Below are 14625 nucleotides of genomic sequence, written 5' to 3' on the forward strand. Positions count from 1 at the left end.
CAGCAGCGAAGACTGTGGTTTTAATAATCACATTTTAACATAACCCTGGTGTTTTTAGTATTTTTTTGGATTATGATCCACTCCGTGACATGAAAGATAGCATTCACCGCGAAACGACGCCAGACCTTTCTCCACGAATTTCAACATCCCGTTTGCATTGGCTGAAACAACCTCTTTATTGAATCGGATAAGGTATTTGTTTTCAGTGCTGCCATGGGAATCATGGCAGGTATAGCAGGATGTCCCCTGAAAGGATGATCCGGTGGTCCTTCCGTTAATGTGCAGGGAGTGGTATTTGAAGCTCTCATCGCTCAGGATGCTGGTGCGACTATGGCACCGATAGCAAAGGGCATATAGCTGCGGTGCCTCAGGCTGGTCGTCTCTGATGGAATAGTTTTCCACGAGAATGAATTGGTTATTGGAACCATGGGGCCCGGAGGGGGAAGACGCATTGTCGCTTCCATGGCAATCGCCGCAGGTAATGCGGGAAACGTCGCCAGGGGTAAACTTCTTCTCCTTGTAGGGCTTCAGCAGGCTAACTACGGCGGAGTTCCTTCCCTCCGCTTCCACCGGATGATAGGATGGATTTGTCGAAGCAAACAGCGCACGCTTGTTGGTACTGCGCCCCGGAAGGTTTGCCGCATCACCATGACAGCGGTAACACAGTTCCCATTCGTTGGTAATAGAGGAGATAACGTCGGTTCGCTTGCCTTTGATTCCAGCAAATTTACTGGCAGGGGAAGAATAGTGGACATTGTGGCAATCGGCACAGGTGGCATGGCGCGGCGCTTTCGGGTCCGATTCCGGCATCGTCTCGCTCGCCCGGTGCCTTGCTGCAAGGGGTTCGAATACCGGGTGATGGTAAGTCTTCCTGAAGTCGGTCTCAACGTTTTTCAATTCGGAATCCCTGGGCAGGAATTTCTTTGGTATGAATTTATATTCCTGGGATAGGCGCGAGGTATCCCCATGGCAGATGATACATATTGACGCACCACCACCGGTCTTGAAGTTGAAGCCGTTATGGCAGGTTGCACACCCCCGAGGAACCTTGGTACTGTCCAGATGAGTGGCTTGATTGAATCCTCTCCCAGCTCCGTAGGCGACTGCCGACAAACTGCAGGCTAGCGCTGCCAAAATCAATATTTTATACATAAGCGCATCCTTAAAACAGTGGGAATACGAAGTCATGGCAGGTCAAGCAAACTGCATCATGGGAATTGGCCGGGGAGGCATAGGGATCGGGCGGTATATATTCCCAGACCCAAAAGGGCATAGTCGTATCCTTGGTTTGATGGGGGTCATGACAGGTGGTGCACTGCATCCGGCCCAGATGGTCCAGCTTTACATTTCCCCCCGCCGGAACCGGCTTGTAGTTTGCCATGGATGGCTGTACCTTGGCATAGTTGAAAGAGATGGGATGGTGGTCGTTGGTTATCTTGAAACGAGTGAAAACATGGGTACCGGACATGGCCAGAGCAGGATTACCTTTGATGGCGATGTTAGTACCGCTGTTAGGTCCCTGAACTACGGCTCCCAGAGCGGTAACGCCATCATGACAGCCAAGGCAGAGCCGTGATGACCCATTAGGCTCGTTGTAATCACTGACGCTTTTCAGGTCAGTCCTGATATGGAGACTGGTAGAGGAATATTGCCCGAAGAGCTGGGTCGTCTCCTGCCGATTCCATAGTCCGCGGTTGATGACCGCATTATGAGGAGTATGGCAGAAAATGCATATCTGCCGTGCACGGGGATCGTTAGGATCGGAAGCATTGTATGTAATGGGGTTATCGACAGTCCCAACGTTGGCATAGGACAGATTATGCTTATTGCCGATTTCGGTTACTTTTGGGCCATAGACGGCAAAGCTGTTGTTCTGGAAGCTTAGCAGGCCGATGCAGACGGTCAATCCCACAAGAACCTTTTTCACTGTTTCGCACCCTCTCTCAAAAACTGAAAAACCTGAATCCTGCTGTTGTAAGTATCCGCAATGAAGATGTGGTCCTGTTTGTCGATGTATATGCCACTCGGGAGATAGAATTCCCCCGGTCTCCAGCCGTTTTTCCCCACAAGCAGAAGCAGTTTCCCATCCCCGTTGAAAATCTGGAAATTATCAAGGGCGGCATCGATGGCATATAGATGATTTTCTCCATCCAATGCTATTCCCTTCGGCCTGGCGAAAGAACCGGGGGCATCGCCGATATCGCCGATTTTACCCGTCAGCACGCCGTCTGGAGAAAACCTTTTGATGGTGAAGTTCATGGCATCGGTCACGTAGACATTGTCGCTGCTGTCAAAGGCCACATTGGAAGGATAACTGAGCTGCTGCCCTTGGATTTCCCGCGGGAAATCACCCTTGAAGTGGTCGTCCTTATCAAAGATATACAGTTTGTGTGCCAGGACATCCACAACGTATTTTTCATCCCTGCTGTTGACAGCAATACCAGCAGGCCGTAAAAAGGGCTTTTCGGGGTTAAGTTCCTTGAGATACTTGCCGTTTTTGTCGTATTTATAGACCTTGCCGTTCAACGAATCGGAAACGTAAAGATTTCTGCCGGAGTCTACCGCGACTCCTACGGGACTGGATAACACATCATCTCCAGCCAAATACAGATACCCCACCTCCCGAGACTTCAGATCGTACCTGTGGACAACCCCAGCACCCGTATCCGCTATATATATCACCGATTGACCATCCCCGGCGATGGCAAAAGGCAATTCGAGCTTCATGCCCTGCTCGGACTCGCCTGCCAGAAAATCGAAATATTCCCGGATCTTTCCGTGGGGTGGAGAAATATCCTCGGCACCATTGATAGACCGAAGAAACCTGATTCGCGGCTCGTTGGGAGGGTATGGCCAAGCGAGATTGATCTTGGGATCGCGAAGAGTGAGTGGCTCCACAGCTGCACAAGCAGACAGCAGAAGCAGCAATAAGGGAAGGAAGGTTTTTACCAGCAAGAACTACTCCCTTTCAGGCGTTGAGCATGCCGAAAATCCATAGGGAAAAGAAGAAGACCACGCAGCTTCCGGTACTAACTCCCCTTTTACAGGCAAATCCTCCATTGGAGGGGAAGCTCATCAGAATGAATGCGACTGTGGATAGGACCCAGCCGTAAAAACCGAGCAATGTCAGGATGGTCCATTGTTGGGACGACATGGCGATTCCTTTTGGTATAAGTTGCGGAACAGGGAACCGAGCTTCAACTTCCAAACCATGACCACTGCTTCGCGGACGATTTTCTTGGACATTTTCGACGACCCGGCATGCCTGTCTATGAAGATGATAGGGACTTCCCCTACCCTGAATCCGCGTTCGACACAACGATAATTCATTTCGATCTGGAACGAATATCCATCGGACCTAATCTTGTCAAGATCGATTTTTTCCAGGGCCTGACGGCGAAAACATTTGAATCCGCTGGTGCAATCGGAGATCCTGAGCCCCGTAATCATGCGCGTGTAGACGCTGGCAAAATAGCTGAGGATAAGCCGCCTTATGGGCCAGTTCACGACGCTTACTCCGTTCAAATAACGGGAGCCGATAACGAGATCGAAATTGGACATTGCCTGCAGAAAGCGCGGCAGTATTTCAGGATCATGGGAAAAATCCGCATCCATCTCAATGATGTAGTCCGCCCCTTGGTCCATGGCAAGGCGAAAACCCTCTCGGTATGCGGATCCAAGCCCCAGCTTCCCTTTTCGGTGAAGAACGCCGATTCTGGGATCGGATGCGGCCATCTTGTCGGCAAGGTCGCCGGTACCGTCGGGGGAGTTATCATCAACTATCAGTACGGAAATGGACTCGTCCTGAGCCAGAACCTTAGTCGTCAATTTCTCCAGATTGTCGCGTTCGTTGTAGGTGGGTATGACTACAACAGCCTTCACTGCTACCCCCTCGATTTTCCTAGACTCGAAACCATGTTCTTTTTGACAAGACTATTCCTTGGGGGAAACAGAATTGCAGTGTATGAACCTTTTAAAGATAAACGATTTGGAGCTTCTAAGTCAAGTGAAAGGACCGGCTGAACCGGAAAGGAGAGATAGGGACGAAAAAAGCCATGCACAGGCATGGCTTTTCAAGATGGCGGGGTCGACGGGGCTCGAACCCGCGGCCTCCGGCGTGACAGGCCGGCGTTATAACCATCTTAACTACGACCCCATTATTCACTTTGTTGAACAAAAACGGGAGACGGATCTCCCGCAAAAAACGTTGGTGGGCGAAACAGGGATCGAACCTGTGACATCCAGCTTGTAAGGCTGGCGCTCTCCCAGCTGAGCTATTCGCCCTGAAAATGGCGGGGTCGACGGGGCTCGAACCCGCGGCCTCCGGCGTGACAGGCCGGCGTTATAACCATCTTAACTACGACCCCAGAACCTGCCTGACTTGATATGCCGTCTTAAGCAGACACTCCTTATATCAAAACGGCACAAAGGGTGTCAAGACTATTTTGAAAAAAATATCAATGGGAGGTAACCGATTCCGTTTGGGTTTTCATCATACCGGCAGTCTCTGCAAGGCATTCGACATTTGCAACCAGGGGGCTGGACACGAAGGCATGCAGAATGACGTCGTCCATATGCCTAACCGGGAGTATGTCCAACCCGGCAAGCAGCTCCTTCGGCATTTCCACCAGATCTTTCTCGTTTTCCTCCGGAATCAGTACTCTTTTTATGAGACCCCGTCTGGCAGCAAGAAGTTTTTCCTTTAATCCGCCAATAGCCAGGACCCTGCCTAAGAGTGTAATCTCCCCGGTCATGGCTAGAGAATTGCGTACCGCCTTCTTGGTCAGCGCCGAGATTATCGCCGTCGCCATGGTTATCCCGGCTGAGGGGCCATCCTTTGGAATGGCGCCTTCCGGAACATGAATGTGTATGTCCAGGCTCTGGTAGAAATCGAGCTCCAGACCCAGCATCAAGGCGCGAGAACGGACATAGGTCATGGCAGCCTGGGCCGACTCCTGCATTACCTCACCAAGTTTACCTGTTACGATCATTTTACCTTTGCCGGGCAGAGTGGCAACTTCGATTTTAAGCAGATCCCCCCCCACCTCGGTCCAGGCAAGGCCGGTAACAACGCCGATGCCATCGTTTTCCTCTCCCAATCCATATCTGAAGCGTGGGACTCCCAGGTAAGCCCTGACCTCGCCATCGGCAATGGATACCTTACGCGACTTTACCACTTTACCCTTTACAAAGGCATGGGCGGTTTTTCTGCAGATAGTGGCGATTTCCCTTTCGAGATTCCTTACCCCAGCCTCCCGGGTATAATTGCGAATTATATCCAAAATGGCCTTGTCAGTGAACTTAGCTTTCTTTTCGTCAAGACCGTGGGCAGTCAGCTGCTTTTTCACCAGATACTGCTTCGCAATAGCCAGCTTTTCCATTTCAAGATACCCCTCCAGCCGTATGACTTCCAGTCTGTCAAGGAGCGGTCTGGGAATCGAATGGAGGGAGTTCGCGGTTGTCACGAACATCACCTTGGAAAGATCATAATCCAGGTCCAGGAAATGATCGTTAAAAGTGGCATTCTGCTCAGGATCAAGCACTTCCAGAAGGGCTGAAGCCGGATCGCCCCTGAAGTCCGCACTCATCTTATCGATCTCATCCAGCAGGAATACGGGATTGGTGGTGCCCGCTCGTTTCATGTTCTGTATAATTTTGCCGGGCATTGCACCCACATAGGTCCGTCTGTGCCCCCTGATTTCGGCCTCATCCCGCACTCCGCCCAGGGACATCTTGACGAATTTTCGTCCTGTTGCCCTGGCAACGGATTTAACCAGAGAGGTCTTACCGACCCCCGGGGGCCCCACCAGACAAAGTATAGGTCCTTTCAAAGTAACAAGAGAAGTAACTGCCAGATATTCCAGTATTCTCTCCTTCACCTTTTCGAGCCCGAAATGATCGGCATCGAGAATGGTTTCGGCAGTGGCTAGATCAACGTTTTCAGCTGACGATTCATTCCAGGGAATGGAGATGACCCAATCTAGGTAGTTTCTGATTACCGCAGCTTCCGCAGAAGCGGGAGACATGGCCTTCAGTTTTTTCAACTCGGAAAGAGCTTTTTCCGTTGCCTCTGCCGACATTTTCCGCCCGGCAATCTTCTTTTCCAGTAGAGCCAGTTCCTGCTTAAAATCGTCCTTGTTACCCAGCTCTTTCTGAATGGCGCGCATCTGTTCATTCAGATAGTAGTCTTTCTGTGCTTTCTCCATCTGCTTCTTGACGCGGGAATGGATACGGTTCTCAATCTGCAGAATCTCGATCTCCGACTCCATGAATACCAACAGCTTTTCCAGCCTTTTCAGCGGTGCAGACAGGTCCAGCAAATCCTGTTTGTCAGTGATCTTCAGGTTCAAGTGGGTTGCTATGGTATCTGCCAGCCGGGAAGGATCGGAAGTGCCGGCAATGCCATTGGTCACCTCGGCAGAGATGGTATTGGTGAGTTTTGCATATCTTTCGAATGAGCTGCGGACGCCCCTGACAAGGGCTTCAAGCTTGGCCGATTTTGCTGAAGATTCGGCGATATCCGCCACTTCGACTGCAAAATAGCCATCACAATTCAGATACGACAGGATCGATCCGCGCTTTTTCCCCTCGACCAGCACTTTTACCGTGCCATCGGGAAGCTTCAGGAGTTGGATGATGTGGCAGATAGTCCCCGTCGTGAAGATTTCGTCGGGCTTAGGGTCCTCGATCTTGGCATTCTTCTGGGTGGCAAGAAAGATGTACTTGTTGCCGTTCATTGCCGCCTCAAGTGCGTGAATGGATTTTTCCCTGCCAACAAACAGCGGCACCACCATGTGGGGAAAAATCACCATATCTCTTAACGGAAAGAGAGGGAACCGGGCCGGTTTCCCTCTCTTGATGCTGCTGGTCTTGATTTTTTCTGACATTGAAAAGTTTCCCGTGCTTCAGGCGGATTCCGCCACGTTCTCGTAAACTATGATCGGCTTTTCCTTGTTGTAGATGACATCTTCGCTGATCACCACCTCTTTGACCATGGTCTGGGATGGGATCTCGTACATGATGTCGAGCATGGCGTTTTCCAGGATGGACCTGAGACCACGCGCACCGGTTTTCCGTTTCAATGCCTCCTTGGCGATGGCAACCAGTGAACCGTCGGTAAACTTCAGCTTCACGTGCTCCATCTCGAAGAGCTTCTGATATTGTTTTACCAAGGCATTTTTCGGCTCTTTGAGGATCTGGACCATGGCCTCTTCATCAAGTTCGGTGAGTGAAGCAAGAACAGGCAACCTGCCGACAAATTCGGGAATGAAGCCGAATTTGAGCAGATCCTCTGGGGTAACACCCACTAGCAATTCGCCAGCTTTTTTCTCGACTTTCTTTTTGACGTCTGCGCCAAAACCCAGTGTTTTCACACCAATTCGCTGCTGGATGATGTTTTCCAGGCCTGCGAAAGCCCCGCCGCAGATAAACAAGATGTTGGTCGTATCGACCTTGAGGAACTCCTGTTGGGGGTGTTTCCGCCCCCCTTTGGGAGGTACACTGGCAACGGTGCCTTCGATAATCTTCAGGAGTGCCTGCTGCACCCCCTCGCCCGACACATCCCTCGTTATGGAAGGGGAATCGGACTTCCGTGCTATCTTGTCGATTTCGTCGATGTAGATAATCCCCTTCTGTGCCCGCTCCACATCGTAATCGGCAGCCTGCAGAAGGTTGAGAATGATGTTCTCCACATCCTCACCAACGTAACCTGCCTCGGTGAGATTGGTCGCATCGGCCATGGCGAATGGAACCTTGAGGATTCTCGCCAGGGTCTGGGCCAGCAGTGTCTTCCCCGAACCGGTGGGTCCGAGAAGCAGAATATTGCTCTTCTGCATCTCCACGTCACCCGGCTTGGTCATGGCTTCGATGCGTTTATAGTGGTTATAGACCGCTACGGCCAGTACTTTCTTAGCCTGCTTCTGGCCGATCACATATTCATCAAGAACTTCTTTTATCTCCAGGGGCTTCGGCAGTTTTTTCACATCGGGTCCGGTTGCTTCTTCAAACTTGGACTCTTCGGCGATGATGTCGTTGCACAACTCAATGCATTCATCACAGATGTAGACGGTTGGGCCAGCAATCAATTTCTTTACTTCTTCCTGGCTCTTTCCGCAAAAGGAACAGATCAGATTGTCGGACCGGTCGTCTCTTCTACTCACCGGGAACCTCCCGTAATGGTGTTTCTGGTAATTATGGAATCTATGATACCATACGTTTTCGCATCTTCACCAGACATAAAATAGTCCCGTTCCGTATCTGCTTCGACCTTTTCCACCGTCTGCCCGCAATGCTCGGCCAGCAGTTCGTTCAGTCTCTGCTTCATGCGCAAGATCTCCTGGGCATGAATGTGGATGTCGGTTGCCTGTCCCTGGAAGCCACCCAGCGGCTGATGGATCATTATCCGTGAATTGGCAAGGCTGAATCTCTTTCCCTTTTCGCCTCCGGAAAGAAGAAATGCCCCCATGGAGGCGGCCTGACCGACACAGATGGTCGACACCGGCGCCTTGATGTAACGCATGGTGTCGTATATGGCCATCCCTGCAGTCACCACCCCGCCGGGGGAGTTGATGTAGAGATGAATGTCTTTATCAGGGTCCTCCGCTTCCAGAAAAAGAAGCTGGGCAATGACCAGATTCGATACGTTGTCATCTATTGCTCCACCGAGAAAGATGATCCTGTCCTTCAACAGCCGTGAATAGATGTCGTAGGACCGCTCGCCTCTCCCCGTCTGCTCAACTACAATCGGCACAAGCATGTGAACTCCTCGGGCTCAGTTTATTTATCCAGTTCGCTGCGCTCTACTTCCGTCACCTTTGCCTTTGACAGCAAGAGCTCTATGGCCTTGTCTTCCTTCAGTTGGGCAGTCAGGTTTTCTCTTGCCTGGGCATTCTGCCGATAATAGTTGGTCACCTGCTCGGCGTTGCCATTCTGCCCGGCGATCTGCTGTATATTTTCATCTACTTCGGCATCAGTGGCCTCAATGGATTCCTTCCGGGCCACGGCATCCAGGAGAATTGAGCCTTTGACCTGCAGTTCGGCTTGGCTGCGGAACTGGGCTTTGTAGGTCTCGTCGTTGAGTCCCATCATCTCCATGGTGAGCCGCTGCGTGGCGAGCCTTCTCTTGCTGTTTTCCAGCATCAGGTTCAGCTGCCTATCCACGAGAGTGGCAGGAACCTCGATATCGTTTTTCTCGATGAGGACTTTGATCAGCCGGTCCCGGAGGTCTCCCTCAATGCGATCATTCTCCTGCTGAGTGTGGACCTCGGTAATTTTTTTCTTCAGCTCTTCGAGGGTCTCGAATTCACCGAAATCCTTGGCAAAGTCGTCATTCAGCTCAGGAAGTTCCTTTACCTTAATGTCCTTTATTTTAACGGCAAAGACCGCATCCTTGCCGGCAAGGTCTTTCTGGCCGTAACTTTCGGGGAAGGTGACTTTGAGATCCCCTTCATCACCAGCTTTCATCCCCACCATCTGGTCCTCGAAACCAGGGATGAAGCGACCCGAACCGAGTTCGAGCTGGTAATCTTCCGCAGATCCCCCCTCAAAGAGAACACCGTCGATGGAACCCTTGAAATCGAAGGTGACGAAATCGCCGGTTTTGGCTGCGGCACCGGCCTCGGCAGGTTCCAGGTGAGCCATGTTTTCCTGCATTTCGCGCAGGCGAGCAGCAATGACATCGTCATTCAGGACGAATTTTTCCTTCTTTACTGTCAGCCCTTCGTAATTCTTCACATCCACATCAGGAAAGACTTCAACGGTCGCACTATATTTGAAGTTCTCCCCCACTTTCAACTCGTCGCTGTCAATAACCGGATAGGAAACCGGATAAATTTTCTCATCGGTCAACGCCTTGAAATAGGTGTCATTGACCAGATTTTTCAGCACGTCATCGGCCATTTTGTCGTGATAGTGCTTTTTGATTAAATCTTTGGGCACCTTACCTTTGCGGAAACCCTTGATTGACGCATGCTTTCTGATTTCTTCGTAAACTTTGTCCACCTCTGAAGCAACACGTGTTGCAGGTATCTCAAAGTTGATCTTCTTTTTCACAGAACTTAACGATTCGACACTGATCTGCATTTTATTCCTCTCTTATGGGTAATTAACTGGCAGGATTACTGCCGCAGCCAGACATGGATAATGGTGGGAAGCACGGACAGAAGCGGACTCAGGATTGGTTAAACGACCGTTCAGTTTTATGACTGCGGCCGCTATCCGGCACCAAAAAGATTTGTAAAAATAACAAACAGTTCCATTGGTGTCAAGAAAGAAGATAGCCTCAACGGGAGCGGGCTTTCCCATGAAAAAGGCCCTTCACCAACCACAGGCAAAGGGCCTTTTTTGCAGCCATCCGAAGTCATTTGGGTCAATATGACTGTTTATCCTCCAGTACCGACTCGACGGTCACAGGTGCGTGGAAAACGCGGTAGACCCAAATCTTGTAGGCAATGACGATTGGAAGGAAAAGAACAACCACCAGTGTCATGATCTTCAATGTATAGGGGCTGGAAGACGTATTGAAAATGGCCAGGCTGTACGCGGGATCGAGACTGGAAGGGATCAGGTTCGGGAAAAGTCCCGCCACACCGGTAGCAACGATCATGATCACCGTCACACAGGATGCGACAAAGGCCTTGTGCGGGTTCCGCCTAGTCAACTCGATACGGATGACGATCATGGCTGCAACCGCTGCCACCGGAATGAGGAAAAGGACAGGCGCCTTGAAATAATTGTTGTAAAGTTGGGTTGCCTGTTTGGTATAGGCAAGAAAAACAACCGCCACCGCGGCCAACGCAGGCCAGGCCCTGGCAGTCATAACACGGGCCCGTTCACTGAGCTCTCCGGTCGTTTTGATGGCCACATACAGTGAACCGTGTACCATGAACAGCAGCACGAAGAGCACCCCAGTCAAAAGACCATAGGGATTCAGGAGGTAAAGGAGTGATCCGTGATATCCCGTGGCATCCATGGGGAGCCCCGCAAAGATGTTGCCGAAGGCAACGCCGAAAAGAAGTGCCAGCAGGAAACTGCTGACAGGAATGGCATAATCCCATGATCTCCTCCATAAGACACTTTCCTCCTTGCTTCTAAATTCAAAGGACACGCCACGCACGATGAGGGCGAACAACAGCAGCAAAAGAGCCGTGTAGAGATAGCTGAACATGAGTGCGTAGGTGGTGGGAAAAGCGGCAAATGTCGCGCCCCCCGCCGTGATCAGCCAGACTTCGTTGCCGTCCCACACGGGCCCGATGGTGTTGATCAATACCCGCCTTTCGCCGTCGCTTCTACCGAGAAATCCATGGAGCATTCCCGTCCCTATGACAAAACCGTCAAGCATGAAATAAACCGCCCAGAGCACAGCCCAAAGAACGAACCACGTTACCTGCAATTCCATATGATTACCTCCTCATCCTTTCTTTTGGCAGTATCGACGAAAGATCTTCATCGGGTCCTTTTCGGGCATGTTTTGCCAGGAGATAGATATCCACTAAACCCAGGGTGCCGTACAGCAGGGTGAAGCCCAGCAAGGAGGTAAGAACCTGAGTATTGTCCAGTGCTTTGGACACGGCCTCGGATGTTTTCAACACGCCATAGACGATCCAGGGCTGGCGCCCCACCTCGGCAACTATCCATCCCAGCTGATTGGCCAGGTATGGCAAGGGGATCACGATCATCATGACCTTCAGGAACAGGGGATATTTCTCCAGCAGGTCCCTGCGTGAGAGCAGGACAGCAATCACAGCCAGGGCAAGAAACAGGAAGCCAAGGCCAACCATGGCCCTAAAGCTAAGGAAAACAGACAGGACCGGGGGACGCTCGCTTTTTGGAAATTCCTTGAGTCCTTTGATTTCTCCATCGGGAGTATGAAAGGCGAGCATGCTCACCATGTTGGGTATGCAGATCTTTTCCACACTGTTGCACTCATGTAGTTCATCGGGCATGAGCAGCAGGTTCAGTCCGACGCCGCGCTTCGTTTCCCAGACAGATTCCATGGCGGCGAATTTGGCAGGCTGTGTTTTCGCCACCTCCACGGCATGGAAATCACCGATGGCGGCAACAAGGAGCACCGAAACCAAGGCAAAGGGCGCGGCCATCCTGAACGACGCCTTGAAAAAGGACGACTGGTTCCCACGCAAGAGATGCCAGGCCGAAATGCCCATGACAAAGAATGCAGCTACCGTATATCCGGAAACGATCTGGTGGCCGAATTTCAGAATGCCATATGGATTTGTCACCAGAGCGAAGAAATCGACCATCTCCGAGCGGCCGTTACGCATGACGTACCCTACCGGATGCTGCATCCAGCCGTTTGCCAACAATATCCACAGGGCGGAAAGGTTTGTCGCCAGGGCAACCATCCAGATGGAAATGGCATGGACTCGTTTGGAGACCTTGTTCCAGCCGAATATCCAGAGGCCAATGAATACCGACTCCATAAAAAAGGCGACCGTCGCCTCGATGGCCAGGGGGGCGCCGAATATGTCGCCCACATACCGGGAATATTCGGCCCAGTTCATGCCGAACTGGAACTCCAGGGTTATCCCCGTGACGACCCCAAGGGCAAAGTTGATGAGAAATAGCTTGCCCCAAAATTTTGCCATTTTCAGATAAAGTTCTTCGCCGCTTCGCACGTACTTTGTTTCCATGTAGGCCACCATTATGGAAAGGCCCAGGGTCAAGGGAACAAAGATAAAATGGAACATGCTGGTAATGGCAAATTGCAGCCTGCTGAGTGTCAAGACATCCATCGTACACCCTCCTTTTGTTTTTACCGCCTCAAAAACCTAAAGAGACCTTTTTGGTCCCATTATTGATCAAAAAAATTTTTACTTGCTTGCCAATTCCTCGATGGTCACTCCATCGAGTATGCCCACCACATGGCTTTGCACCGTTTTCCAGACCGGATGAACTCTACAATGCCCGTCCCTCTCACATGACCCAGTTCCCAAAAGACAGCGGTTAGGCATGATCGGGCCTTCGACAGCCTCGACTACCTGACGAAGGGTTATGGATGAAGCGGGGCGACCTAGAATGAACCCGCCCCCCGTGCCGCGGGAAGAGTTTATCAAGCCAAGTTTGGCAAAGCTCTGGAAGATTTTGGCAAGGAAGGTCTGGGGCACCTCGGTGGCCTGGGCGATCTCGCTTATGAGCGAAACCTTCCCCGCCGGCTGCTGGGCCAGGTAAACGATACCCCGGATTGCATATTCCCCTTTGCGGGTCAGTTCCATCATAAAACAACCTTTAAGACCAGTTTAGTCTTTTTATAATTGATGTATCCACTGCTGTCAAGGGAAAGATTTGTATTTAGTGCTAAAATAAATGTACTACTTGTCTATTTTCCAAATTCCTTCTCCATGTAGACTTGCCATTCCCGCACCATACCGGAATAATCTATGGCAAAACCGTTCAGTGCCTTACTCAGAGCAGCATTTAGCGGCATTTTTCTACCCAGATTCGTCAGTATCTCCTTGATATTGAACCAGCCATAGGCACCGATCATGTAGTTGACCAGAGAATAGCTCTGCTGGTATGCCAATGAAGCCTGCTTACTGTTGAAGCCGCCGAACGAGCCTTCCAGAGAGGTAAACGGCAGGTAGTTGCCGCCGTGCCTGGCACTTCCACCAAGCTCGGCCATGGGGGGGTTATATTCCCTTCGCCCCTCATATTCGGCAAGGCCTTCGTTCAACCAGGTGGGAACATTACCCCTGGTGATTTCATTGACGATCACATGGGTGTATTCATGGAACAAAACTGCTCTCAATTGGGGGGTAAGATCGGTCGCCCCCCCGATGGGCAACCTGATCTTGCCGTCATAGAGCCCTCCCGACCATTCCGGGCTCGATGTTACCAGCCGGTAATCCTTCTTCGTGTAGAGAATGACCGGAATTCGTGCCGCAGGGAAATAATCCAGGTCGGAGCCAATCCGGTTATAGGCCGTCTCAAGGGCATCGAGAACAGCATCGGCAAGACCGGAGGTCGCCTCCGCATCATAGGAAAGCTCGAATCGTGAACTGTGTCCTTTGCCCATCCTGGACTCGACGGCCATCTCCCTGCGTATCTTCTCAAGTAGATCAGTTACCGGTTTGTTGCCCGGCTCCAGGGTTTGCGCCTTGACCAAGCTTTCAACCGCCAGCTCCAGCTCCCCTGAGTCGTACAGGGCACGCCCCAGGAAATAGTAGCTGTCTATGGCCTGATTCCCCTCATCGACAGCCCGCTGCAGCTCGAATTTTGCCGCTTCATAATTTTTGGCCAGATAGAAGGCGATGCCGCGCATCATGCCATAGGTGGTGTTGCCCGGCACAAGCTCACGGGCATGGTCGAAATGCTCTGCAGCCTCCAGGTAGCGATTGTTTTCCAGCTCTTTTTTCCCCACATACGCATAGGCAACGGCGAGATTTCTGCGCAGCGTTTCATCGTAGGGAAAGAGAGAGAATGCCTTCTGCAGCTGTTCGAGAGCTTTTTCGTATTCGCCCTTGTTCAACAGCTCCAGTCCATAATCGTTGCGGATCAGCGGATCATCGGCAAAAGAGGAAACAGGGGGAAGAAGAGAGGCAAAGAGGAGGATTATTGCAATACAACCAAGGGTTATTCTAGGCATGGAGACCTCATTCGTATAAGCCCATG

General features: G+C 51.3%; 12 protein-coding genes and 3 tRNA genes. All 15 read right to left on the reverse strand.

The genetic code is table 11. From position 1 onward, the window contains the following. Nucleotides 1-54: 54 nt before the first annotated feature. On the reverse strand, nucleotides 55-1152 hold the full coding sequence (locus ML541_RS04575; protein ID WP_243371232.1) for a cytochrome c3 family protein: 1098 nt from the start codon (nucleotides 1150-1152) through the stop codon (nucleotides 55-57). A gap of 10 nt (nucleotides 1153-1162) precedes the next feature. Next, nucleotides 1163-1927, reverse strand: a complete 765-nt coding sequence (locus ML541_RS04580) for a cytochrome c3 family protein (RefSeq protein WP_243371234.1) — start codon at nucleotides 1925-1927, stop codon at nucleotides 1163-1165. Next, nucleotides 1924-2955: a 6-bladed beta-propeller gene (locus tag ML541_RS04585; RefSeq protein ID WP_243371236.1), complete on the reverse strand. Its 1032-nt coding sequence runs from the start codon at nucleotides 2953-2955 to the stop codon at nucleotides 1924-1926. Before ML541_RS04585 ends, ML541_RS04580 begins: the two co-directional genes overlap by 4 nt. Nucleotides 2956-3126: 171 nt before the next feature. Beyond that, a complete protein-coding gene (locus ML541_RS04590; protein ID WP_243371238.1) occupies nucleotides 3127-3882 on the reverse strand; it encodes a polyprenol monophosphomannose synthase in 756 nt (251 codons plus the stop codon). A 197-nt stretch (nucleotides 3883-4079) separates the two neighbouring features. Further along, nucleotides 4080-4156, reverse strand: a tRNA-Asp gene (locus ML541_RS04595). A 52-nt stretch (nucleotides 4157-4208) separates the two neighbouring features. Further along, a tRNA-Val gene (locus ML541_RS04600) sits at nucleotides 4209-4284 on the reverse strand. A 6-nt stretch (nucleotides 4285-4290) separates the two neighbouring features. Next, nucleotides 4291-4367, reverse strand: a tRNA-Asp gene (locus ML541_RS04605). Nucleotides 4368-4457: 90 nt separating this feature from the next. After that, nucleotides 4458-6887, reverse strand: coding sequence for an endopeptidase La (gene lon, locus ML541_RS04610; RefSeq protein ID WP_243371240.1), 2430 nt, complete (start codon nucleotides 6885-6887; stop codon nucleotides 4458-4460). A gap of 18 nt (nucleotides 6888-6905) precedes the next feature. Next, the gene (gene clpX / locus ML541_RS04615) at nucleotides 6906-8159 is read right to left on the reverse strand and encodes an ATP-dependent Clp protease ATP-binding subunit ClpX (protein ID WP_243371242.1); all 1254 of its coding nucleotides are present in this window, start codon (nucleotides 8157-8159) and stop codon (nucleotides 6906-6908) included. Further along, a complete protein-coding gene (clpP, locus tag ML541_RS04620) occupies nucleotides 8156-8755 on the reverse strand; it encodes an ATP-dependent Clp endopeptidase proteolytic subunit ClpP (RefSeq protein ID WP_243371243.1) in 600 nt (199 codons plus the stop codon). The genes clpX and clpP overlap by 4 nt, the downstream gene beginning before the upstream one ends. Before the next feature lie 20 nt (nucleotides 8756-8775). Continuing rightward, entirely contained in the window at nucleotides 8776-10080 is a 1305-nt protein-coding gene (gene tig, locus ML541_RS04625) for a trigger factor (protein WP_243371244.1), read from the reverse strand. Nucleotides 10081-10366: 286 nt separating this feature from the next. Continuing rightward, complete coding sequence (gene cydB, locus ML541_RS04630; RefSeq protein WP_243371246.1) at nucleotides 10367-11395, reverse strand: cytochrome d ubiquinol oxidase subunit II; 1029 nt, start codon at nucleotides 11393-11395, stop codon at nucleotides 10367-10369. A 4-nt stretch (nucleotides 11396-11399) separates the two neighbouring features. Then, a complete protein-coding gene (locus ML541_RS04635; RefSeq protein WP_243371248.1) occupies nucleotides 11400-12749 on the reverse strand; it encodes a cytochrome ubiquinol oxidase subunit I in 1350 nt (449 codons plus the stop codon). A gap of 78 nt (nucleotides 12750-12827) precedes the next feature. After that, a complete protein-coding gene (locus ML541_RS04640) occupies nucleotides 12828-13232 on the reverse strand; it encodes an Rrf2 family transcriptional regulator (protein ID WP_243371250.1) in 405 nt (134 codons plus the stop codon). A gap of 101 nt (nucleotides 13233-13333) precedes the next feature. Next, nucleotides 13334-14599, reverse strand: coding sequence for a peptidase MA family metallohydrolase (locus ML541_RS04645; protein WP_243371252.1), 1266 nt, complete (start codon nucleotides 14597-14599; stop codon nucleotides 13334-13336). Nucleotides 14600-14625: the final 26 nt, after the last annotated feature.

Origin of the sequence: Geotalea sp. SG265, assembly GCF_022808985.1 — a bacterium.
GTDB lineage: Bacteria > Desulfobacterota > Desulfuromonadia > Geobacterales > Geobacteraceae > Geotalea.